This window comes from Paenibacillus sp. FSL L8-0638, from assembly GCF_038593075.1.
Taxonomy (GTDB): Bacteria; Bacillota; Bacilli; order Paenibacillales; family Paenibacillaceae; genus Paenibacillus; species Paenibacillus polymyxa_D.
In genome coordinates this window covers 1,107,501-1,127,831 of record NZ_CP151960.1, presented here as the reverse complement: position 1 = coordinate 1,127,831, position 20,331 = coordinate 1,107,501, and the positions used below count along the sequence as shown (strand labels likewise).

The following is a 20,331-nucleotide window of genomic DNA, read 5'->3' as shown; positions in this document are numbered from 1 at the left end:
TCTGTCTCCCTTACACATAGGCCGGGAGCCATTCCCCGTGCGCTGCGATCAGGTCATCACACAGAGAAACGATATCATCCATAGACAGCTCTGCGGACGTGTGCGGGTCCAACATAGCAGCATGATAAATGTGCTCCTTTTTCCCGGTGATTGCAGCTTCAATCGTTAACAGCTGGGTATTAATATTCGTCCGGTTCAGTGCAGCACATTGGGGTGGCAAATCCCCGATAAAGGTTGGCGTAACCCCGTTACGATTCACCAGACAAGGTACCTCCACACAGGCTTCCTTCGGCAGATTGGTAATTAAGCCTGTGTTCATCACATTGCCACCAATGGCAAAAGGCTGATTCGTTTCGATCGCCTCAAATATATAAGAGGCATACTCGTTTGACCGTTCATGACGCAAATCCTGATTGCCCAAAAGCTCCTCACGCATCGTTTCCCATCGTGCAATCTGGTTCACACAGCGGCGAGGATATTCATCCAAAGGAATATTGAAGCGCTCAATCAGCTCAGGGTATGCCCGTTTGATAAAATACGGATGATACTCCGCGTTATGCTCGGACGATTCTGTAATGTAATAGCCGAATTTCAGCATCATTTCAAAGCGCACCATATCATGATGCTTTTCCTGCTGCTTAGCGGCGGCTCGTTTTTTAATCTCAGGATATAGATCCACCCCGTCCTTGCTCACTTCGAGCAGCCACGCCATATGATTGATGCCTGCGATTTTTGCCTTCACACCTTCCTGCTCGAGCCCCAGGCTTTTAAACAGTTCCGGTATACACGCCTGAACGCTATGACACAACCCTACCGTACGGACACCACCATAAACGTTCATCACATTCGTTAGCACTGCCATCGGATTCGTGTAGTTGAGAAACCATGCATCCGGGCACACTTCGCGCACATCTGCTGCAAAATCGAGCATCACCGGAATCGTACGTAAATTGCGGAAAATACCGCCAATGCCGACCGTATCGGCAATCGTTTGGCGCAGACCGTATTTTTTGGGAATTTCAAAATCCGTAATTGTACACGGATCATAGCCGCCCACCTGGATGGCATTTACCACATAAGTCGCTCCACGCAGTGCTTCCTTGCGGTCAGTGTAGGAGCGGATCACACAGGTGCTCCCTGTTGTTTTTTTCAAATTGGATAAAATATTTTCTGAATCTTTCAGCCTTACGGGGTCAATATCGAACAACGCTAGTTCAAAGCCCTGCAAAGCAGGCGTCAACATACAATCGCCAAGCACATTTTTAGCAAATACCGTACTGCCTGCACCCAGAAATGTAATCTTGCTCATACTTTATCCCCCATTCACATTTTGTTCGCATCTTTGCACTCCAAATGCAAGGATACCCACCGCCACTCTCCCCTTTATAGGAGGAAAGTGACGATGGGAAAAATTAGTCATGACTATGCGTTGTTGCCGCCCATTCAGAATACCCCCGCTGATTTAGCGGAGCTGACAGGTCGAGGCGGTAAGGCAGATGTTACCGGGGATATCGTAGTTGGCGGGGTTACTGAATTCTCCGGGCCAACCGGTGTTACCGATGGAACCGCAGCCCCTGCCTCAATCACGGTTACCTTCGCCATTGCCTTTAACTCTGTCCCTTCTACTTTGCCCTTCAACTCAAACGAACCTGGAGCAGCATATTGTGCAGGGTCTATATCCTCCCATTCCACAGCCACCCATTTAGTGGAGCCTTCGCCATACGTAGCTTCCACTACGCTTGGCAGTTCGGGTTTTTCACCCGTACGAGTCGTCACGTTTACTTCTTTTAAAGCCGTAATTTTCTCAGCTCCCGTTAGGCTTTGTGCTGTACCGGAGACCAAACCTGCTACCTCAGAAGCATTCAAAGCACGGCTGTAGATGCGGAACTCATCCACCAGACCATTGAAGTATGGATCAGGGTACTGAGATTTGCCGATAAAATTATTTTTGGTCTGTCCCAGACTGGTAGGATTCAGGGTCAAGTTGGTATTGCGTCCCACTTCTTTTCCATCCACGTATAAAATACCTGTGGAACCTGAAAGCGTAACCGCAACATGCTTCCATACGCCTGTCGGCAGTACAGGGCCTTCAATCGTCTGCTCCTGTCCCTGCCCGTTGCCTTGATTGGTAATGGCAAACAGCATGGTATTTCCTGCTTTAGGGGTCAGGAACATATATTCATTCGTTCCGGAGCCGAAATCAAAAATCCGTACATAATCGCTCAGGCTGTTCGCTTTGACCCAGCCGGATACGGTCAATTGCTGTGCACGACTGACAATACCCGCCGGAAGCTGCACATAGCTGTCCTTGCCGTTCAGGCTGACAGCATTGCCTGTTTTACCCGCAGCCCATGCAGCCGTTCCCTTCACGGCAGCATCATTGCCACTGTCCGATGAATCCGCAACTACAGAACCGCTTGTTTCATCAAACTTGTAAACTGCAAGCTGTTCAAGTAACGGAGCGGCCGGTTCAGCTACCACCGTTACTTTAGCCTCCGCTGACAACTGAGAATCGCTGGCTGTCAGCTTGAACACATACGTTCCTGGCTCGGAAACGTCCACCTTCGTGCGCAGCGATGCTTTGCTGCTGAATGTGACCTTCGCGTCCTGCGGTCCTTCAACCAGACTCCACTCACTCGTCACCTTGCCTTGTGGAAGTCCATCATCCGTAGCTGTGCCTTTCAGAATGATCTGATCTGGCAGCTTCACCTTCGAATCTTTGCCAGCGTCTACAACAGGTGCCTTGTTCGGATCAGGTGTGGTTGGTGTCAGCTCTACCGTGTAGGAGGATGCTGTACCAATCTCCAATTTAAGCTTGTTGGAAGGCGCATATGCATTAAACTTCCCTTGTGATTGACCGCCTACTTTAACCAAATACGTTCCTTTCTTCAAACCGTCAAATGTAATGTACGTGGAATGAGCTTGGCCTGGCGTTTGATTTTTCAACTGAAGCCATACATAATCCTTGGAAGTTGCCAGCTTGGCTTCTGTATACTGATCCTTTTCCAGCTCGATATACATCTTTTCCGTAATCAGATTGATTCGCTTGAACAAACCGTCCAGCGGCTTGATCGTATACACGTTGCCACTTTTGCTCACCTCTGCACCGTAGCCCGTCAATCCAAAAATCGGATCCATCGCGATATCAGCGCTTAAGGTTTTGAGCGCACCGAACAATCCGAGATCAGCCTCACCACTCATGCCGCGCCAGCCGTTAAAGAGCGGAACATTTTTACCGCCGCCAGTGCCGTTCGTGCCGTTATTGCCTTTTTCCGCTTGGTACGTCCATGCGACCGCCCCGATGTTTTCAGGGTCCGAGCTGATTTGCCCGGAGTTAATCGCTCCGACATTGGCAATTTTAGCTGCATAGGACAACCGTTGTTGTTCCTCACGGTGATTGTCCTCATGATGGCGAATCCAGTCATCCATCGCATATCCAGCAAGCGAAGTCGTGTACTGGAAGTTAAACCAGTTCTCCCCGGTAATCGTCACCGGATCGGTGTAGTAGTACCATACGGGCATGTGACCGCGTGCCGCACGGGTTTTGGCATTGATTTTACCCATCATTTCCAGGGCTTTACTTTGCTCGCCCTCTGTATCTATATTCTGCTTGGCTAACGTATATACAGCTTCTTCCCCTGTATTGTCATAGCTATATTCAGAACCATAAGGATACTTTGTATTTTTAAAATTGTTATATTTACGATCCATTTTTTCCTTAAGATCATTCGCCTCATCATCATAGCCTTCATCATGAAGTGCCCGAATAATATCCGGTGTGGTCAGTTCGCCCATCAAACCTGTTTCCCAGTTGTACGCGACTGGCCCTTCATACAATGCTTTGAAAATGTTATACGCCCGCAGCAAATACGTTTCCTTTGGATGCTTGTAAGTAACAAGATCCGGGTATTCCTTGGCAATCTTGTACATGCTGAAATACGTGTTGTATACATGCGGATAAGCATACCCTCGATAGGTCGGTGTATCGTTAGGCTCTGGCATCAAGAAATCATGAATTAAATAATCCTCATGATGTCCGTTCATCAGATTCGTCCAGATCGCCGTTTCCAAATAATCGTCTACGGCCCGCACCTCTTTGGCGACCGGAGACAGTGTGTTTTTCTCAGCCAGGAACTGTCCGTGCGTCAGACCCCAATCGTCTCCCCAGCCCCAGTAGCCGTTGAAAATGTTCCGTTTGGATTTGGTATGCATCATCCAATCGTCAAATACCTTGTCGCGCAGATCACCCGGTACATTCCATTGGGTTTTGTCGACCATAAATGTAGCGTGCCGTTGCAGCGCTTGATCAATCGGCTCGATGGCATAAAATTGTAGAACCGTTTTGCTGCCATTGCCGTATTCTACCGTTATGAAATTCGGACCCAATTTAGTAAATTTCAATTCATAAATGTGGTGTCCTCCAGCCTTGCTATCCGTCTCTGGAATAACGGTTCCGTCGGGATAGGTTACTTTGCTGATCGCCTGCTTGGAGCGCAGGTCTACCTTCGCCTTTTGATTCGTAGGCACGATCATGCCGGGTACGACTGTTGTATCCACCAAGTTTTCTTGGTACAACGTATCTTTTACATCATGCTCGTCCTTCACAGCCAGAAACTTGAAGCCATAGTTTTTGCTTTGACCGGGATTCAGGATCAGGCTTGTATTGGGCAAATAGCCCCGGTTGGTGGACTTGATGACATTGGAATGAATATAAAATACATTCAGCCCTTCCAGCCATTTACCTTCGTTGGCCGGATTCCAGGCCCATTTGCTGCCCGGATGCTCCTCATCCCTCCAGTGATCCTGATATTCAAAACCCGCACCTGTTGTGGAATCAGGAATCAGCAAAAGGGAAGAGCCAATGCCGCTGGGACGCCCAGCTGTGATATAGGAGCTGTTATTGCCGACAAAGGAATGCGTCACCACTCTGGTTTCGTAGATCGCGTCACCGTTAGTCCACTGCTCATTAAAAGGCAGAGGCAAACCAAAATCGCCAATCTCCAATTTTTTCCCACTTGTATTCTGTACCTGTATATTCCACAACACCGAACCATTCGACTCTGCCGAATACGTTTCGATGACTTTAAAATTGCGTATGCCTTCTGCATTAGTAGAATTCTCGTACGTGACAGTGACACGGTTACCACTAGTTGTGATCTTGCGTGCGTCAGCCGACTTGTTCGTCCATGCTTTTGTCCAGCTACCTCCATCCAATCGGTACGTGAACATCAGCTCCCCTAGCCACTGATGATCTGCGGTGTTCTGCTCAGGTGTTACCGTTGCGTTCATGACATACTCTGTCGGAAAAGCATCTCCCTTGATACGTATGGATGAAATTTCGCCATGCTCGCCTGTCTGAATCGTCAGCTTGTCATTGGATAGTTCATGGGCCTCTGCCGTATGCGTCCCAAACAGCACAGACGCTGTGGTTAAAAATAAAAACGCCGCCAATATTCCCTTAAATTTCATCAACACGGCCTCCTTTGGGATTTCGGGGTCCTGATTTGCTTGCCAATCACCTGAAGTCTCTTCATTTCGCCGCAACCTCCTTGGAAATGTAAGCGTTACAACTCTATTGTACAAATCCTTGTCCACTGGTGAAATCAACATTTTCAACCGATTTATATAGGATTTCAACCTTTCGAGACCACCACTTTATCATTGAACTATCGTTTCCAGTTAGCGTAATGGGTTCATTGTCATTAGCCTCAACCGCTTACCTGTTTGCTCAGACTCCTGGCAACAGCTGGGGCATGATGCTTTTGCCATAATCCAAGACGTACTTATTAATCTCTGAGACAAGTTTTGTGTCCTTAGTTTTGTAGTGTACCTTGTTAATTACGAAGTAACCTGTACTAGAATATTGCTAATCACTCGAAAACATCAACGTAAAACGATAAAACAAAAAAGCCGCTAAAATAGCGACTTCAAATGGACTATGCTCTTGTCCCCCGACAGTTAATCCAGATACAAAATCTCAATCTCGCCCGGAGCGAAGGATTGCTCTGCGTAATTCCCCCCCCAATCACAAAGCGATCTCAAAATGGGTTCAAGTGATTGACCCAGTTCCGTCGTTGAATATTCCACCTTAGGCGGTACCTGATTGTACATCTTTCTGCGAATTAATCCGTCTGTTTCCAGTTCCCGAAGAGTTTGAATCAGCATCTTTTGCGATATATTATGAACGAGTCGCTTAAGCTCTCCCGTCCGTTTAGGTCCTTTTATTAAATAGTACAGAACAAGCCCCTTCCACTTTCCTCCGATAACCTCTAGTGTAACTTCCAGTTCACAGAAAAATGTTTTCATATCAATGCACCATCTCCCGATCTAAGAATATCCCCTTCATGTATCGCTTGATCCTTCAAGGATCACTGAAGGAAAAATTGAACGTTACATGGAGGGGATAATACAATCGCATTTAAGTTGATTTAAAAATCTTTGTCGTTTGAAAATTATTATGTCCTGGTTAAACTTGAGCAACTCCGCCATCTACGAATAATTCAACGCCGTTCATATAGCTGCTTTCATTAGAGGCTAGGAACATGACAGCATTGGAGATCTCTTCAACCTGCCCCACTCTGCCGAGCGGAATATCATTTTTTGCCTGTTCCAGTAAATGATCTAGTTCAGAGCCAAATAACTCATCGTACGCCGGCGTTACGATTGTTCCCGGACTAAGGATGTTTATACGAATTTCGGTCCCTCTCATATCAAGAATCCAGCTGCGGACGAGCTGTCTGATCGCTGCCTTGGATGCACCATAGATACTAAACGCTGGCATCCCCGTCGAGCCAGCAGTGGATCCCGTTAGAATAATCGAACCTCTTTTATTTGGAAACAAAGCTAATGCCTTTTGTACTGTAAAGATGGTTCCTTTCACGTTGACATCGAAAGTCTTGTAGTATTGTGCTTCTGTAATTTCTCCTAATGGAAGCAATGACCCTAGTCCGGCATTTGCAAAGAGAATGTCCAAGTGTCCCTTTTCTCGCTTAACTGTTTCGAATAATATATCTAGATCTTCCGATTTAGATATGTCACCTCGGACACCTGTAACATTCTTTCCGATCTGCTTTACTGCTTCATCCAGTTCACGTTGTCTGCGTCCCGTGATAAAAACGTAAGCCCCTTCTTTTACGAACTGTTGTGCCGACGCGAGACCGATGCCGCTTGTACCTCCGGTTACAACTGCTACCTTCCCGTCAAATTTCCCCATTCTATTACACTCCTTTTATAATGATTTATATGGTATAGGATGCTCTGTCTGCTTCATGAACCTCCTATGAACGATAGTATGGGGGAAAAGTTACAAGAAAAACAGTACCCACTTTTTTGTGATATAGTCACCAAAAAGTGATAATTGAGGCGGCACAAGCGTTTGTTTTTACAGCCTAACAGATGGAAGTGAGCTCCATTAAGTTTGAGATTGTATATGTGCTTTTAATTTCTGCCGGACTTATTTGTCCGGTTCTGTTGACCCAACAGGTGTCAATGCCCGACTGAAGACCACCTTTGATATCCGTATTTAATGAATCTCCAATGACAAGCGCATCCTTTCTATTAAATTCTGAAATATGACTTATGACGTAATTGAAAAATTCTTCCTTCGGTTTTTGATAACCAATGCTTTGCGAATCAAAGATATCCTCGAAAAACTTATATAGCCCAGACTGCTTCAAGCGTTTGATTTGCGTGTGAGTGATACCATTCGTGATTACGAACATTCGATGGGTCTTTGATAAGCGATGACAGACATCCATTGCGCCTTCCATAAGCAATTGGTTTCCATCTCCCAACAATTCTCTATACAAACCTTCCCATTCCAAGCCGACCACGATTTCCCCCATTCTCAACATTGTAAAAGAGGGCTCCATTAATTACTCACCACATGATACCACGTATTTGAACTATCCTGCCCGTTAGCTGAATAGACTGCCGAATCATGCCAGCAGTCTATATTATTTGAACTATCGTCTTCCGTTAACTTAAACTACCTTTGAAAGCTAGCGCCGAGTATACCTAACTACCATAATGATTAAGAAAGCAAAGAGAGAGTTGACTGCCTTCTTTTCGTCTAAATATACCTCGATTACTTTAAAGTGCTTATGTCACTTTAATGTGCGTACTTCCTATGTATGGTTAGTTGATGCAAAATAATGTTGTACAAAGAAAGAATAGTACAGAAGGAGCTGAAACACTATGAATAATGAATCTACAACAACACGCAAAGTCGCCTTGGTCGTAGGTGCGAATGGTGTTATCGGTCGCAACCTCATTGATCACCTCATCTCTCTTCCTGATTGGGACGTGATCGGCGTATCGCGTCGCGGTGGAGAATCTAGCAACCATGTTCGATATGTGGCTGCGGATCTACTCAATATAGACGATCTTCACGAGAAGTTAAGCGATTTAACTGGGGTAACACACATTTTTTATGCTGCTTACCAAGACCGTCAAACTTGGGCTGAACTTGTTCCACCGAACCTCGCCATGTTAGTGAACATCGTAGAAGTGATCGAACCAATCGCGCCGGGCTTGAAACATGTCAGTCTGATGCAGGGATATAAGGTATACGGCGCACATCTCGGCCCGTTCAAAACTCCTGCTCGTGAGACAGACGCTAACCACATGCCTCCTGAGTTCAATATTGATCAGCAAGATTTTTTAGAACAACGGCAAAAAGGTAAGGCTTGGACTTGGTCTGCACTCCGTCCTTCTGTAGTCTGCGGCTTCTCGCTTGGAAATCCGATGAACCTCGCAATGGTCATAGCGATTTACGCTTCAATTTCGAAGGAACTTGGAATACCTTTGCGGTTTCCAGGTAAGTCAGGAGCTTACAACAGCCTCTTGGAGATGACAGACGCTGGGCTTCTCGCAAAGGCAACAGTATGGGCGGCGACCGACCAGCGCTGTGCGAATCAGGCATTCAACATTACGAACGGCGATCTGTTCCGTTGGAATGAGTTATGGCCGAAGATCGCTCAATACTTTGGTATGGAAACAGCCCCTCCGTTGCAAATGTCTCTGGACGTTGTCATGGAGGACAAGGAGCAGCTTTGGAACAAAATGGTTGAGAAGCATGGGCTTGCTCGGAATTCCTATAAAGACGTTTCCTCTTGGCTATTCGGCGATTTCGTGTTTGCATGGGATTACGATTTTTTTGCCGACGGAACTAAGGCTCGTCGTTTAGGCTTTCACGAATTCGTCGATACCGAAGCAATGTTTATGAACATCTTCAACGACTTCCGCAAGCGTAAAGTCATCCCGTAAACTACCGTATAAAATAAGAAAGCCGACCTTGTATTGGGTCGGTTTCTTAACTGTTATTCACGTCTGTAAGCATTGGATTAGCCAGAACAGTAGCCTTTCCCTCGTACTTTCTCTCTATATGCGAATCCCCCCAACGGCACATCAGATGTAGGAGTTCCTTTAGACTCCAGCCGTAGTCTGTCAACTCATACTCAACTCTAGGTGGTACCTGATTATAAGAAATACGTAAGATGACGCCCTCTTCTTCAAGCTCCCGAAGGTGCTGCGTTAACATCTTTTGAGTAATTGCGGGAATCAAGCTCTTAAATTCATTATTACGTTTCTTACCGAATGTCAAATGAAAGAGAATAACAGGTTTCCATTTCCCACCAATTACCTCTAAAGTTGCCTCAACTGCGGTGTTGTAAATTTTTTCAGTCTTTTTCACACAACTTGCCCCTTTTCGAATATTTCGAAACAGGTCATTGGTAACTCCTGATGAATTGGAGATATTAAATGTCCCTATTAAACATTATAACGACAACCAAAATATTAGGCTATCCTGCCCGTTAGTTGACCCCGAATTAAATTAAGTTTTGCTTACATTCCGTAAAAGTATTTCCCTAATACTAAGGATTTTATATGCAAAAAGTAACTTTGAACAATGGGATTGAGATGCCTATACTCGGTTTTGGTGTTTATCAGATCCAAGATGCAAATGAATGTGAACAAAGTGTTTATGACGCTATTATGGCAGGCTATCGGCTGATTGATACCGCTGCCTCTTATCTAAATGAAGAAGCAGTTGGCAGAGCGATCAAACGTAGTGGCGTGGCAAGAGAGGAGTTATTTATCACTACGAAACTTTGGGTTCAGGATACTGGTTATGAGCGTACAAAAAAGGCATTTGAAAAATCACTGGAAAGATTGCAGTTGGACTATTTGGATTTGTATTTAATTCACCAGCCATATGGAGATGTGTTTGGTTCTTGGCGCGCTATGGAGGAATTGTATCGTGATGGAAAGGTCCGTGCAATCGGCGTTAGTATCTTCCATGAGGATCGCCTGATCGATTTGATTATTCATAATGAAGTAGTTCCTGCCGTAAATCAGGTTGAAACGCACCCATTCAACCAGCAAATTGAACATGCAAAATTTATGAAAGAGAATAATGTTCAGATCGAATCCTGGGCGCCTTTTGCTGAAGGGAAAAACAACTTGTTCCAGCATGAAATATTGGTATCCATAGCTGAAAAGTATAATAAATCCGTTGCTCAGGTGGTTTTACGCTGGTTGGCACAAAGAGAAGTTGTTGTGATTCCAAAGTCTGTTCCTAAAGAGAGAATTATCGAAAACTTCAATATCTTTGACTTTGAGTTAAGCCAAGAGGATATGGAGTCGATTACTACGTTAGATACGAAACAGAGCCTGTTCTTTTCACATCGCGATCCTGACATGGTGAAATGGATCGGTACCCGTAAACTCGATATCTAACCCTCTTTCAAAAGATCACCCGTAGGTTTTGATTACGCCAAAAGAACCAACAATTTAGGGTAAACGTAAACCTAATTGAAACCGCCCATCCAATAACCGGATGGGCGGTTTTTACATACTACTTCTCCTGCTCCTTTATCACCTGCTCAATCCCCAACAGAATCAGCTTCAAGCCGAACTCAAACGCCCCGTCGGTTCCCATCAGATTGAACAGCCCGTTCGTGAACATCCTCCGAAACAGTCCCACATCCGTCTCGCTCATGGAGTCCAGAAGGCGAATCATCTCCTCACCCGGATGCGCTTTCTGGTCCTTAAAGATAGCGGAGACATTACGCTCATGCTGATAATCGTCTAGAACGAAATAGAAGACATAGTTCACAAGCGTAGTAACCACTTGCATTTTCTGCTCTTGCTCAAGCGGCGTCGATTCCACGCAGAGCAGCATACGGTTGGTGAACCGGATGATGTCCGGTTCGTGGGGCAGCGTCATCATCATGAGCTGCGTGGAGCAGGGATATCGGCTGAGCACGTTCCGTACCGTTACCGCAAGCCCTGTCAGCTGCTCCTTCCATTCCCCCTCGGAGTGGAACTCTTCCAGAATCATTTTCGATACCTGGTTGGCCAGACGCTGGTAGAGATGCTGTTTGCTCTTGAAGTACCAGTACAGAGAGGGAGCCTGAATCCCTAACCTGTCGGCCAATCGTCTCATGCTTAATTTCTCGATGCCCTCCTCTCCAAGAAGCTCCCACGAGGTTTCCAAAATCTTATCCTCCGAAATCTGAGGTTGCTGCTTTTTCATGTCATCCGCCCTTTTATCTAACAGTGTAAGTTTATGCTTTACAGGTTCATTGGTTCATGATACCATCTAACACTGTAAGGCACAACCTAACAGTGTTAGACTGAAAGGCAAAATAAATAGAGAAAGTAGTGATCCGCATGGATGCAGAAAACCTCCATTACTTTGAAAAAGCACCGGTCGCAAAAGCCGTAGCTCACTTCGCTATACCCATGATGCTAGGCACGTCAATGAGTGTCATTTATTCCATCTTGAATGCCTATTTCCTTGGTACACTTCACAATACTGCCATGTTAACCGCACTCGCACTGACCCTGCCGTTATTCGCAATCATTATGGCGCTAGGCAATTTGATTGGCATGGGTAGCGGTACATTCATCTCCCGTTTGCTAGGAGAGAAAAAATATGATGAGGTAAAGCATGTGTCTTCATTTGCCTTTTACAGCAGTTTAGTTCTCGGTCTTATCGTGATGGCCGTGGGTCTCCCGTTGATCAATCCAATCGTTCATGGCCTGGGAGCAACGTCTGACTCCTTCGGATTCACGAAGGACTATGTCACGATTATGCTTATTGGCTCACCATTCGTCGTATTATTCTTCACACTGGAGAATATCGTGCGTTCGGAGGGCGCAGCAATCACGTCGATGATCGGTATGATTCTCAGTGTTGTTATAAATATTATTCTCGACGCGTTAGTCATCTTCGTGCTCCATTGGGATGTGATCGGCGTTGCGTCTGCTACGGTCATTTCTAACTTGGTTGCGAGTGCATTCTACGCCTTCCATATGGGATATAAGAGCCAATTCTTAACCGTCTCCGTAAAATGGTTCAAGGCTACCAAGGACATTCTGAGCAATGTATTCAAAATCGGAGTTCCCGTCTTTATTATGAGTATCTTTTTGGGTGCAATGTCGCTCATCTTTAACCATTTTCTTGTCGAATACGGGGATCAGGCCGTAGCGGCTTACGGAATTTCATCACGTTTATTGCAATTTCCTGAGTTTATTCTGATGGGCTTATGCGAGGGAGTCGTGCCGTTGATTGCCTTCTCATTCACAGCGAATAAATTACGCATGAAGAATACCATTGGATTTACGATCAAAGTGATTGTGGCGTTAGCGGTCGTATTCGGCATCATCGTCTATTTGATTTCCGACCACTTAATTGGTTTATTTACAAATGACTCGCAATTAATTGGAATGGGCAGCTACATTCTACATGTGACGTTCCTATCCTTGTTCATTACAGGAATGACCACATTGTTTACCGGGATCTTCCAAGCATCAGCGCAAGGAACTGCCGCGTTTATTATGTCAATTATTCAAGGAATTACTCTGATTCCTGTGTTGTTTATCGCCAATCAAATGAACGGCTTCCACGGGGTGGTCTGGTCGCTTGTCATTGCGGATGCGGTCGCATTCCTTGTTGGTGCCATCATGTTGTATGTTTTGCGGACCAAATTGCAGCCAGAATTGGATAAGTTAGTACAGTAGAAAACATATAACACCCAAGAAGGCAGGATAGGACACTCCCCGACCCTGCCTTTTTTAGGTACATGGACGGGGAATAGGGCAATTGTCATTTTAAAAAGGAAAATGCCCCCTACCTGCACGATCTTGCTTATTCAGCGCCCCCATCGACACACTCATCGGAAAGTTCTTACCTCTGAAGATCATCGTTCCCAGCGCAAACTTCGAGACGAGCAAATCCGTGCCTCCTAATCCCTTATATTTCATTTTTCAACGCTACTGTATTAACCTGTACTGCCCGTTACTTCCATGAAAGAGGGAGCATTTGCCGCGGCAGTGTGCTCCCTGTTCTAAATTCAAATATCGTTTCCCGTTAGTTGAATCATTTCTGTGATTGATCCACCTTGTAGATTCTTCTGGTAAGCGCCTGGTCATCATCTGTCCATGATATTTGGAGCTGTTTGCGGGTTTTTGAGTGCAGGCAGTAGAATGCCATCGATTAGCGCTGTGAAGAAAGGCTTGTCGAACGGTTTGCGCTGGATGAGTCCGCGAAAAGAAGCCATTGAAGTAATGACCTGGCAAGCCATCTCAATGTCTGCGTGAGCGGGAATTTCACCGCGGACGACGGCTCGGTTCATAAGCTCACGGTTCACAACAACCCATGGCTCGAAAATCCCGGCTGTTCCTGCTTCGGCAAATTCCGGATGCTGCAAAAAGGAGCCTAGGCCCGCTAGGACTCGAAATTTGCGTTCTTCTTCCGCGATTGATTGCGGCTTCAAAAGCACGAGGAGATCTTCGCGCAAGGTTCCTGTATCAGGCAAGCTTTCGAGCTCAAGATGATTCCGATTCATCCAGGCCAAGGCGTCTCGGACTAACTCCGCCTTGGAAGACCAGCGGCGGTAAACCGTCGCCTTCCCAGCCTTTGCTCGAGCCGCGACCATGTCCATTGTCATACCATCGAAACTCGTATCGGCGAGGATGTCGATTGTCGCCTCAAGGATTTTATCATCCCGCGTGTGATCTCGCTTGCGGCCCAATGCTTGCGCAGGCTTTTCTGCCACGACCTCAGATAATTCGCCCCTCTCAGACATTTTCTTTTTTATTTTACTCATAAACTTAGCTCCTTTTAAAATATATATTTAGAAACCGATTAGTTCCGGAACTTTACAGTTTCGTTTTTATGTGATTTAATATCATTATCCCACATCCAACAGGAAATATATAGATGGTATCCCACACCAAAAAGGAGATTACAACCATGCAGGACAAACCCGTTGCCTTGATCACTGGCGCCAATAAAGGAATAGGTTTACAAATTGCGAAGGATCTAGCGGAACACGGCTTCACCGTGCTCGTCGGATCACGCAGCCTCGAAAATGGAGAAACTGCTTCCAAAAGCATCGGTTCGGATGCGCACGCTCTCCAGCTCGACGTTACCGATCAGGACTCCATTGTTGCTGCAGCAGAGCGTATTCGGAACGAATTTGGTCATCTCGATGTACTTGTGAACAATGCGGCCATATCACACGCAGGTAAACCGGGCGATCCGTTTCCGAGCAGTGGCGCGACGAGCGGTCTTTTGACCGTTGCTTCGCTCGAAGACATTCGTTCGGTTTATGAAACTAATGTTTTTGGTGTCATTGCTGTCACCCAGGCCATGTTGCCACTTTTACGTGAGGCTCCTTCAGCACGCATCGTCAACATGGGCAGCACCGGCGGCTCCCTTAGCTGGAACTCCATTCCGGAAAACTCACATCGTGCGATGTTTGGGGCCTATTCGGCATCAAAATCGGCTGTTCATGCGGTCACACTTGCCTTTGCCTTTGCGCTTGAATCGACAAACATCAAGGTCAATGTGGCATGTCCAGGTTTTACATCGACTGCGCTCAATAATTTTGCTGGCACTCGTAGTGTTGAACAAGGGGCGCGTGAAGCGGTCCGGCTTGCGATGATTGGTGCGGACGGTCCAACAGGAACGTTTTCAGATGAGGATGGACCCATCGCGTGGTAATTATAATTTATACAATAATGGTTAGTAGCTTAAGGGGGATTTCATGATGCGTGTTTTCGTAACAGGAGCAACAGGTTACATCGGTTCCGCTGTCGTCCGCGAACTCATGGATGCGGGTCATCAGGTCGTCGGTCTTGTGCGCTCAGACAATAGCGCTGCGAAACTAAAAGAGGCCGGGGCCGAAGTACACCGCGGTGACATCGACGATCTCGACAGCCTTCGTAGTGGTGCGGCTGCTGCGGATGGCATTATTCATCTGGCATTTAATCACGACTTCTCGAACTTCGCCAGGGCACTCACAGCAGATCTGCACGCCGTTGAGGCGATGGGGGCGGCGCTGGAAGGATCTGGTAATCCATTCGTGATCACCACGCACGCCAATGGAGTGGCAGCAGAAAACGTAGCGTTATTGCTGGCTGAGCGCGGAGTGCGGACATCAATCGTAGAGCTTTGTCCTTCGGTACACGGTGAGGGTGACACAGGATTTGTGCCGAGACTGATCAACATTGCCAAAACGAAGGGCTTCTCAGCCTATGTGGAAGGGGGGACCAACCGCTGGCCAGCTGTGCACCGCCTTGACGCCGCACATCTATACCGCCTTGCGTTAGAAAAGGCACCCGCCGGTTCACGACTGAATGGGGTCGCAGATGAAGGCGTGCCATTTCGCGACATCGCAAGTGTTATCGGTAAACACCTGAACGTGCCTGTAGTCAGCATTTCACGTGAAGAAGCAGACACCCACTTCGGCTTCCTCAGCACACTTGCAGCGCTCGATATCCCGAGATCAAGCGTTGCAACTCAGGAACTTCTGGGATGGCGGCCTGTGCAACCTGCACTGATCCACGACCTCGAACAGTCTCACTACTTCAACAACTGATTGGAGACGAGACCGAGAATCGATCATGGGCCGCTTAATAAAGCACTTGAGAAAAGCGAAGCTAGACATGGACTAACAACAACATGTATGAAATAGAAGTTTGGATATTAAAACAAGATCAACACGAGTGCATACCACACTAAGTGTTGTTACCTTCATTCGCAGCAAACTATTCTGGCTAATCGTATTGTTAGGTCACTTCCCACAAGGAAATTTTTCATCTTCACTTATGGTATGGTTCACCGCGTTGGCTGAAAGGGCAAGTTCTCAAAAAAATAGTCTCCTTATCAGAGACTACCCGCGATCTTCCTATTTGATAATCATACGATAAGCGGTAGCTTTTCATCATTCTTTCAAAAAAGGGCAATCCTTTTGCGGGATAGCCCTTTCTTTAATTTCACTTTTTTGCAAAGAGAATAAGGTGCTGGATTCCTCCATTTGCGCTTTTGCTTACTTTAATATTGTCCTTTAATTACAAAAAACGAACCCCGAATTGTTCCAGCTAGTTTAGACTTCTGCCTAGCAAACTTAAACTTCCCTTCTAGCTCCTTTGGTACCTCCATCCCCTCAGAAAGCTTAAAACCAACAGCCCGCTTTTTAGGGTCATCCACCGTATACATGACATTGATTGCAAGACCATCCTCATAAAAAACGTAGGTAAATCGGATATTTTCCACTTGAAAACGCGACGTTTCTAAAGGTTTAGCCGCAAACGCAATATCACGTTCTTCTCTCAAAATTCGGTTCACATAATCAAGGCTCTCCTGGCTTTCGCTAGCTGGTACAACCGTAAATTCATACTTGTACTTGTTCATAAAATAACGGGCTTCATTAGCACGTAAACCAGCAAGCGCTTCTGCTACAGGTGAAGACTCTAAACCAACCGTAGATACATCTTTAAAATCAACGAGATACGACATTTCCATTCCTCCTCTTCTCTCTTTACGCCCTAACAGCTTCCGCATTTCACCAAAATCAAATTCATTTCTCAAGTTGTTGTAGAAACATCTTTATACCCAGACTTCAAATTAATTCTCTTATCTACCACATAGTATACCAAAATTGATTCAAGAGAAGATTTTGAATGGCGAATTTGTTAGTTTGTTAAATAGTGTTCACATAGACTGGTATTCACAAACACCGCTTTAAATATTCGACCAGCGAGATAATACGATGCTGCCTATAGTTCCTTGAAGTCGGGAAATTAAGGACTCAGAGTATGTCCTACCAAAAAACTCTCGGCCTGTGTCCTGTACTTCCATTAAGGAGGTTCAGATTCACAAGCCAAAGATATTTTCATTCAGATGGTGGCCGTTAGTCCATATTTGTTTGGGAAAGACCCTCTGCATGGAAGGGGGCGTACCCGCATACGTAAACCAAATGAGTACGATACCTTTTACATTGGACCAACAAGTCAACCTTGGTAAATTCATCTTCTAAAGCGCAAAAGTCTGTCGAGTTTCCCAACAGACTTTTGCGCTTTCTGTGTTGAGTTGGTGAAGTAAACTTAAAACTAACTTGCCCGTTAGTTTAATAAAAAGAGCAGACTTGAAGCGCCTGCTCAACATTGTGTGTTATTTAACTATCGTTCCTCGTTAGTTGTACGCCCTATCTTAATAACGCAAAAGAACGGAGGAGATTGCCTTGGGGTTTCTACTGCTTGTAATGTCGATAGAAATAGTTTAAAAGTAAAAAAGGAGAGATGGCATAAAAATAAGCCATCTCTCCTTTTTCATCTATATAAAGCGGGTAATGGGAATCGGACCCACGCTACCAGCTTGGAAGGCTGAGTTTTACCATTGAGCTACATCCCGAAATAGATGCCGGTGAGAGGACTCGAACCTCCACGGTTTCCCTCACGATTTTGAGTCGCGCGCGTCTGCCAATTCCGCCACACCGGCTTATGAAGTTAATGGCGTCCCCTGAGAGATTCGAACTCCCGACCTTTTGATTCGTAGTCAAACGCTCTATCCAGCTGAGCTAAGGGGACTAATAAATGGAGCGGACGACGGGAATCGAACCCGCGACCCTCGCCTTGGCAAGGCGATGCTCTACCGCTGAGCCACGTCCGCAAAAACAAGATGCGCGTGGAGGGACTTGAACCCCCACGTCAAAGACGCTAGATCCTAAGTCTAGTGCGTCTGCCAATTCCGCCACACGCGCATACAATGATAATGGTGAGCCATGAAGGACTCGAACCTTCGACACCCTGATTAAAAGTCAGGTGCTCTACCAACTGAGCTAATGGCTCGTAAAACTGGTGGAGGATGATGGATTCGAACCACCGAACCCGTAAGGGAGCAGATTTACAGTCTGATGCGTTTGGCCACTTCGCTAATCCTCCAATATGGTGCCGGCGAGAGGACTTGAACCCCCAACCTACTGATTACAAGTCAGTTGCTCTACCAGTTGAGCTACACCGGCGTATTAAGTTAAATGGCGGAACCGACGGGATTCGAACCCGCGATCTCCTGCGTGACAGGCAGGCATGTTAGGCCTCTACACCACGGTTCCAGAGGAAACTTCCTTAGTTGAAGTAATTGCGGGGGCAGGATTTGAACCTGCGACCTTCGGGTTATGAGCCCGACGAGCTACCGAACTGCTCCACCCCGCGACAGTAATAAATATTTATTTTTCAAATGGTGGAGGCTGAGGGGATCGAACCCCCGACCCTCTGCTTGTAAGGCAGATGCTCTCCCAGCTGAGCTAAGCCTCCATACTGCTTATGACCCGTAGGGGATTCGAACCCCTGTTACCTCCGTGAAAGGGAGGTGTCTTAACCCCTTGACCAACGGGCCATATATCTATTATTAAGAGCTGGCGGAGAGAGAGGGATTCGAACCCTCGAGACGCTTTTGGCGCCTACACGATTTCCAATCGTGCTCCTTCGGCCAACTCTCCACATGGCTCCCCGAACAGGACTCGAACCTGTGACAACTCGATTAACAGTCGAGTGCTCTACCAACTGAGCTATCAGGGAATATTGGTGGAGCCAAGGGGGATCGAACCCCTGACCTCCTGCGTGCAAGGCAGGCGCTCTCCCAGCTGAGCTATAGCCCCATCTAAAAAATCAATTTTGTATGTATAATCAATAGCCTGATAGGCGAAAAAAAATCCCCATTATGGGATTGCTTGGCGACGTCCTACTCTCCCAGGACCCTGCGGTCCAAGTACCATCGGCGCTGGAGGGCTTAACGGTCGTGTTCGGGATGGGTACGTGTGGAACCCCTCCGCTATCGCCACCAAACATGAATTTGCTATACAAATTCTACCGTACGGTTATTCAGTTCATCACATATCGTGTGAATGAATAGCCATGCGCTTGTTGTATGTCTCTTGTACATACGTTCAAGGTTACACCCTGAAAACTGGATCAGAAACTCATTGCGTCTTATCTTAGGATAAGCCCTCGACCGATTAGTATTGGTCAGCTCCATGCATTACTGCACTTCCACCCCCAACCTATCTACCTCGTCGTCTTCAAGGGGTCTTACATACTGGGAAATCTCATCTTGAGGGGGGCTTCACGCTTAGATGCTTTCAGCGCTTATCCCTTCCGTACATAGCTACCCAGCGGTGCTCCTGGCGGAACAACTGGTACACCAGCGGTACGTCCATCCCGGTCCTCTCGTACTAAGGACAGCTCCTCTCAAATTTCCTACGCCCACGACAGATAGGGACCGAACTGTCTCACGACGTTCTGAACCCAGCTCGCGTACCGCTTTAATGGGCGAACAGCCCAACCCTTGGGACCTACTTCAGCCCCAGGATGCGATGAGCCGACATCGAGGTGCCAAACCTCCCCGTCGATGTGGACTCTTGGGGGAGATAAGCCTGTTATCCCCAGGGTAGCTTTTATCCGTTGAGCGATGGCCCTTCCATGCGGTACCACCGGATCACTAAGCCCGACTTTCGTCCCTGCTCGACTTGTAGGTCTCGCAGTCAAGCTCCCTTCTGCCTTTGCACTCTTCGAATGATTTCCAACCATTCTGAGGGAACCTTGGGGCGCCTCCGTTACTCTTTAGGAGGCGACCGCCCCAGTCAAACTGCCCACCTGACACTGTCCTCGCACCGGATTACGGTACCAAGTTAGAACCTAGATACGATCAGGGTGGTATCCCAAGGATGCCTCCCTTCAAGCTGGCGCTCAAAGTTCTACGGCTCCCACCTATCCTGTACAGATCGTACCCAAATTCAATATCAAGCTGCAGTAAAGCTCCATGGGGTCTTTCCGTCTTGTCGCGGGTAACCTGCATCTTCACAGGTATTAAAATTTCACCGGATCTCTCGTTGAGACAGCGCCCAAGTCGTTACGCCATTCGTGCGGGTCAGAATTTACCTGACAAGGAATTTCGCTACCTTAGGACCGTTATAGTTACGGCCGCCGTTTACTGGGGCTTCGGTTCATAGCTTCGCCCCGAAGGGCTTACCACTCCCC

Annotated in this window: 15 protein-coding genes, 14 tRNA genes and 2 rRNA genes (1 of these 31 cut by a window edge); 5 read left to right on the top strand and 26 right to left on the bottom strand. The window is 46.7% G+C overall.

Translation table 11 applies throughout. The features are described from left to right. Positions 1–10: 10 nt before the first annotated feature. The 5 genes from MKY35_RS05095 to MKY35_RS05075 all read right to left on the bottom strand — a co-directional run bounded on the left by MKY35_RS05095 (position 11) and on the right by MKY35_RS05075 (position 7,844). A complete protein-coding gene (locus MKY35_RS05095; RefSeq protein ID WP_342445772.1) occupies positions 11–1,309 on the bottom strand; it encodes an alpha-glucosidase/alpha-galactosidase in 1,299 nt (432 codons plus the stop codon). A 134-nt stretch (positions 1,310–1,443) separates the two neighbouring features. Continuing rightward, complete coding sequence (locus MKY35_RS05090) at positions 1,444–5,469, bottom strand: DUF5695 domain-containing protein (RefSeq protein WP_342445771.1); 4,026 nt, start codon at positions 5,467–5,469, stop codon at positions 1,444–1,446. A 489-nt stretch (positions 5,470–5,958) separates the two neighbouring features. Then, positions 5,959–6,306 carry a winged helix-turn-helix transcriptional regulator gene (locus MKY35_RS05085; RefSeq protein ID WP_019685981.1) on the bottom strand — a complete coding sequence of 116 codons (348 nt, stop codon included), beginning with the start codon at positions 6,304–6,306 and terminating at the stop codon, positions 5,959–5,961. 160 nt (positions 6,307–6,466) lie between these two features. Next, positions 6,467–7,213, bottom strand: coding sequence for an SDR family oxidoreductase (locus tag MKY35_RS05080; RefSeq protein ID WP_165149917.1), 747 nt, complete (start codon positions 7,211–7,213; stop codon positions 6,467–6,469). Positions 7,214–7,388: 175 nt separating this feature from the next. Further along, on the bottom strand, positions 7,389–7,844 hold the full coding sequence (locus MKY35_RS05075; RefSeq protein ID WP_342445770.1) for an HAD-IA family hydrolase: 456 nt from the start codon (positions 7,842–7,844) through the stop codon (positions 7,389–7,391). A 352-nt stretch (positions 7,845–8,196) separates the two neighbouring features. On the opposite strand from MKY35_RS05075, the gene MKY35_RS05070 reads away from it, so the two are divergent. Further along, the gene (locus MKY35_RS05070) at positions 8,197–9,267 is read left to right on the top strand and encodes an SDR family oxidoreductase (RefSeq protein ID WP_342445769.1); all 1,071 of its coding nucleotides are present in this window, start codon (positions 8,197–8,199) and stop codon (positions 9,265–9,267) included. A gap of 46 nt (positions 9,268–9,313) precedes the next feature. On the opposite strand, the gene MKY35_RS05065 is transcribed toward MKY35_RS05070, so the two are convergent. Continuing rightward, complete coding sequence (locus MKY35_RS05065; RefSeq protein ID WP_025685981.1) at positions 9,314–9,694, bottom strand: helix-turn-helix domain-containing protein; 381 nt, start codon at positions 9,692–9,694, stop codon at positions 9,314–9,316. 194 nt (positions 9,695–9,888) lie between these two features. Between MKY35_RS05065 and MKY35_RS05060 the strand changes: the two genes are divergently transcribed. Beyond that, positions 9,889–10,740: an aldo/keto reductase gene (locus MKY35_RS05060; protein WP_342445768.1), complete on the top strand. Its 852-nt coding sequence runs from the start codon at positions 9,889–9,891 to the stop codon at positions 10,738–10,740. Positions 10,741–10,858: 118 nt separating this feature from the next. On the opposite strand, the gene MKY35_RS05055 is transcribed toward MKY35_RS05060, so the two are convergent. Continuing rightward, positions 10,859–11,539 carry a TetR family transcriptional regulator gene (locus tag MKY35_RS05055; protein WP_039269369.1) on the bottom strand — a complete coding sequence of 227 codons (681 nt, stop codon included), beginning with the start codon at positions 11,537–11,539 and terminating at the stop codon, positions 10,859–10,861. A 137-nt stretch (positions 11,540–11,676) separates the two neighbouring features. Between MKY35_RS05055 and MKY35_RS05050 the strand changes: the two genes are divergently transcribed. Further along, entirely contained in the window at positions 11,677–13,029 is a 1,353-nt protein-coding gene (locus MKY35_RS05050; protein WP_029514780.1) for an MATE family efflux transporter, read from the top strand. Positions 13,030–13,119: 90 nt separating this feature from the next. On the opposite strand, the gene MKY35_RS05045 is transcribed toward MKY35_RS05050, so the two are convergent. Both MKY35_RS05045 and MKY35_RS05040 read right to left on the bottom strand, forming a co-directional pair. Beyond that, positions 13,120–13,272: a hypothetical protein gene (locus MKY35_RS05045; RefSeq protein ID WP_342445767.1), complete on the bottom strand. Its 153-nt coding sequence runs from the start codon at positions 13,270–13,272 to the stop codon at positions 13,120–13,122. A 167-nt stretch (positions 13,273–13,439) separates the two neighbouring features. Continuing rightward, positions 13,440–14,096: a TetR/AcrR family transcriptional regulator gene (locus tag MKY35_RS05040; RefSeq protein WP_049816862.1), complete on the bottom strand. Its 657-nt coding sequence runs from the start codon at positions 14,094–14,096 to the stop codon at positions 13,440–13,442. Positions 14,097–14,263: 167 nt separating this feature from the next. Between MKY35_RS05040 and MKY35_RS05035 the strand changes: the two genes are divergently transcribed. Both MKY35_RS05035 and MKY35_RS05030 read left to right on the top strand, forming a co-directional pair. Then, positions 14,264–15,016 carry an SDR family NAD(P)-dependent oxidoreductase gene (locus MKY35_RS05035; RefSeq protein ID WP_342445766.1) on the top strand — a complete coding sequence of 251 codons (753 nt, stop codon included), beginning with the start codon at positions 14,264–14,266 and terminating at the stop codon, positions 15,014–15,016. 46 nt (positions 15,017–15,062) lie between these two features. Beyond that, positions 15,063–15,893: an SDR family oxidoreductase gene (locus MKY35_RS05030; protein WP_342446606.1), complete on the top strand. Its 831-nt coding sequence runs from the start codon at positions 15,063–15,065 to the stop codon at positions 15,891–15,893. 455 nt (positions 15,894–16,348) lie between these two features. On the opposite strand, the gene MKY35_RS05025 is transcribed toward MKY35_RS05030, so the two are convergent. From MKY35_RS05025 to MKY35_RS04945, 17 genes are all read right to left on the bottom strand, one after another. Continuing rightward, positions 16,349–16,813, bottom strand: coding sequence for a hypothetical protein (locus tag MKY35_RS05025; RefSeq protein ID WP_029514777.1), 465 nt, complete (start codon positions 16,811–16,813; stop codon positions 16,349–16,351). A gap of 901 nt (positions 16,814–17,714) precedes the next feature. Beyond that, positions 17,715–17,794 (bottom strand) — tRNA-Leu (locus MKY35_RS05020). A gap of 12 nt (positions 17,795–17,806) precedes the next feature. Further along, positions 17,807–17,883 (bottom strand) — tRNA-Arg (locus MKY35_RS05015). Between the two features lie 7 nt (positions 17,884–17,890). Beyond that, positions 17,891–17,965: transfer RNA gene (locus tag MKY35_RS05010), tRNA-Gly, on the bottom strand. Positions 17,966–17,975: 10 nt separating this feature from the next. After that, a tRNA-Leu gene (locus tag MKY35_RS05005) sits at positions 17,976–18,056 on the bottom strand. A 12-nt stretch (positions 18,057–18,068) separates the two neighbouring features. Then, positions 18,069–18,144: transfer RNA gene (locus MKY35_RS05000), tRNA-Lys, on the bottom strand. A 7-nt stretch (positions 18,145–18,151) separates the two neighbouring features. Continuing rightward, a tRNA-Tyr gene (locus MKY35_RS04995) sits at positions 18,152–18,237 on the bottom strand. Between the two features lie 4 nt (positions 18,238–18,241). Continuing rightward, positions 18,242–18,317 (bottom strand) — tRNA-Thr (locus MKY35_RS04990). Between the two features lie 13 nt (positions 18,318–18,330). Beyond that, a tRNA-Asp gene (locus MKY35_RS04985) sits at positions 18,331–18,407 on the bottom strand. 26 nt (positions 18,408–18,433) lie between these two features. Further along, positions 18,434–18,507, bottom strand: a tRNA-Met gene (locus MKY35_RS04980). Positions 18,508–18,533: 26 nt separating this feature from the next. Further along, positions 18,534–18,609, bottom strand: a tRNA-Val gene (locus tag MKY35_RS04975). A gap of 10 nt (positions 18,610–18,619) precedes the next feature. Then, positions 18,620–18,691, bottom strand: a tRNA-Glu gene (locus MKY35_RS04970). Positions 18,692–18,711: 20 nt separating this feature from the next. Next, positions 18,712–18,794: transfer RNA gene (locus MKY35_RS04965), tRNA-Ser, on the bottom strand. A gap of 3 nt (positions 18,795–18,797) precedes the next feature. Beyond that, positions 18,798–18,873: transfer RNA gene (locus MKY35_RS04960), tRNA-Asn, on the bottom strand. Positions 18,874–18,877: 4 nt separating this feature from the next. After that, positions 18,878–18,953: transfer RNA gene (locus MKY35_RS04955), tRNA-Ala, on the bottom strand. A 70-nt stretch (positions 18,954–19,023) separates the two neighbouring features. Next, a 5S ribosomal RNA gene (gene rrf / locus MKY35_RS04950) occupies positions 19,024–19,140 on the bottom strand. A gap of 150 nt (positions 19,141–19,290) precedes the next feature. Next, a 23S ribosomal RNA gene (locus tag MKY35_RS04945) occupies positions 19,291–20,331 on the bottom strand; it runs 1,907 nt beyond the window's last position.

Excerpts from the sequence above, each read along its gene's own strand:
- MKY35_RS05095 (WP_342445772.1), bottom strand. The coding sequence starts at position 1,309 with ATGAGCAAGATTACATTTCTGGGTGCAGGCAGTACGGTATTTGCTAAA.
- MKY35_RS05090 (WP_342445771.1), bottom strand. The coding sequence starts at position 5,469 with ATGAAATTTAAGGGAATATTGGCGGCGTTTTTATTTTTAACCACAGCG.
- MKY35_RS05085 (WP_019685981.1), bottom strand. The coding sequence starts at position 6,306 with ATGAAAACATTTTTCTGTGAACTGGAAGTTACACTAGAGGTTATCGGA.
- MKY35_RS05080 (WP_165149917.1), bottom strand. The coding sequence starts at position 7,213 with ATGGGGAAATTTGACGGGAAGGTAGCAGTTGTAACCGGAGGTACAAGC.
- MKY35_RS05075 (WP_342445770.1), bottom strand. The coding sequence starts at position 7,844 with ATGGGGGAAATCGTGGTCGGCTTGGAATGGGAAGGTTTGTATAGAGAA.
- MKY35_RS05070 (WP_342445769.1), top strand. The coding sequence starts at position 8,197 with ATGAATAATGAATCTACAACAACACGCAAAGTCGCCTTGGTCGTAGGT.
- MKY35_RS05060 (WP_342445768.1), top strand. The coding sequence starts at position 9,889 with ATGCAAAAAGTAACTTTGAACAATGGGATTGAGATGCCTATACTCGGT.
- MKY35_RS05055 (WP_039269369.1), bottom strand. The coding sequence starts at position 11,539 with ATGAAAAAGCAGCAACCTCAGATTTCGGAGGATAAGATTTTGGAAACC.
- MKY35_RS05050 (WP_029514780.1), top strand. The coding sequence starts at position 11,677 with ATGGATGCAGAAAACCTCCATTACTTTGAAAAAGCACCGGTCGCAAAA.
- MKY35_RS05045 (WP_342445767.1), bottom strand. The coding sequence starts at position 13,272 with ATGAAATATAAGGGATTAGGAGGCACGGATTTGCTCGTCTCGAAGTTT.
- MKY35_RS05040 (WP_049816862.1), bottom strand. The coding sequence starts at position 14,096 with ATGTCTGAGAGGGGCGAATTATCTGAGGTCGTGGCAGAAAAGCCTGCG.
- MKY35_RS05035 (WP_342445766.1), top strand. The coding sequence starts at position 14,264 with ATGCAGGACAAACCCGTTGCCTTGATCACTGGCGCCAATAAAGGAATA.
- MKY35_RS05030 (WP_342446606.1), top strand. The coding sequence starts at position 15,063 with ATGCGTGTTTTCGTAACAGGAGCAACAGGTTACATCGGTTCCGCTGTC.
- MKY35_RS05025 (WP_029514777.1), bottom strand. The coding sequence starts at position 16,813 with ATGTCGTATCTCGTTGATTTTAAAGATGTATCTACGGTTGGTTTAGAG.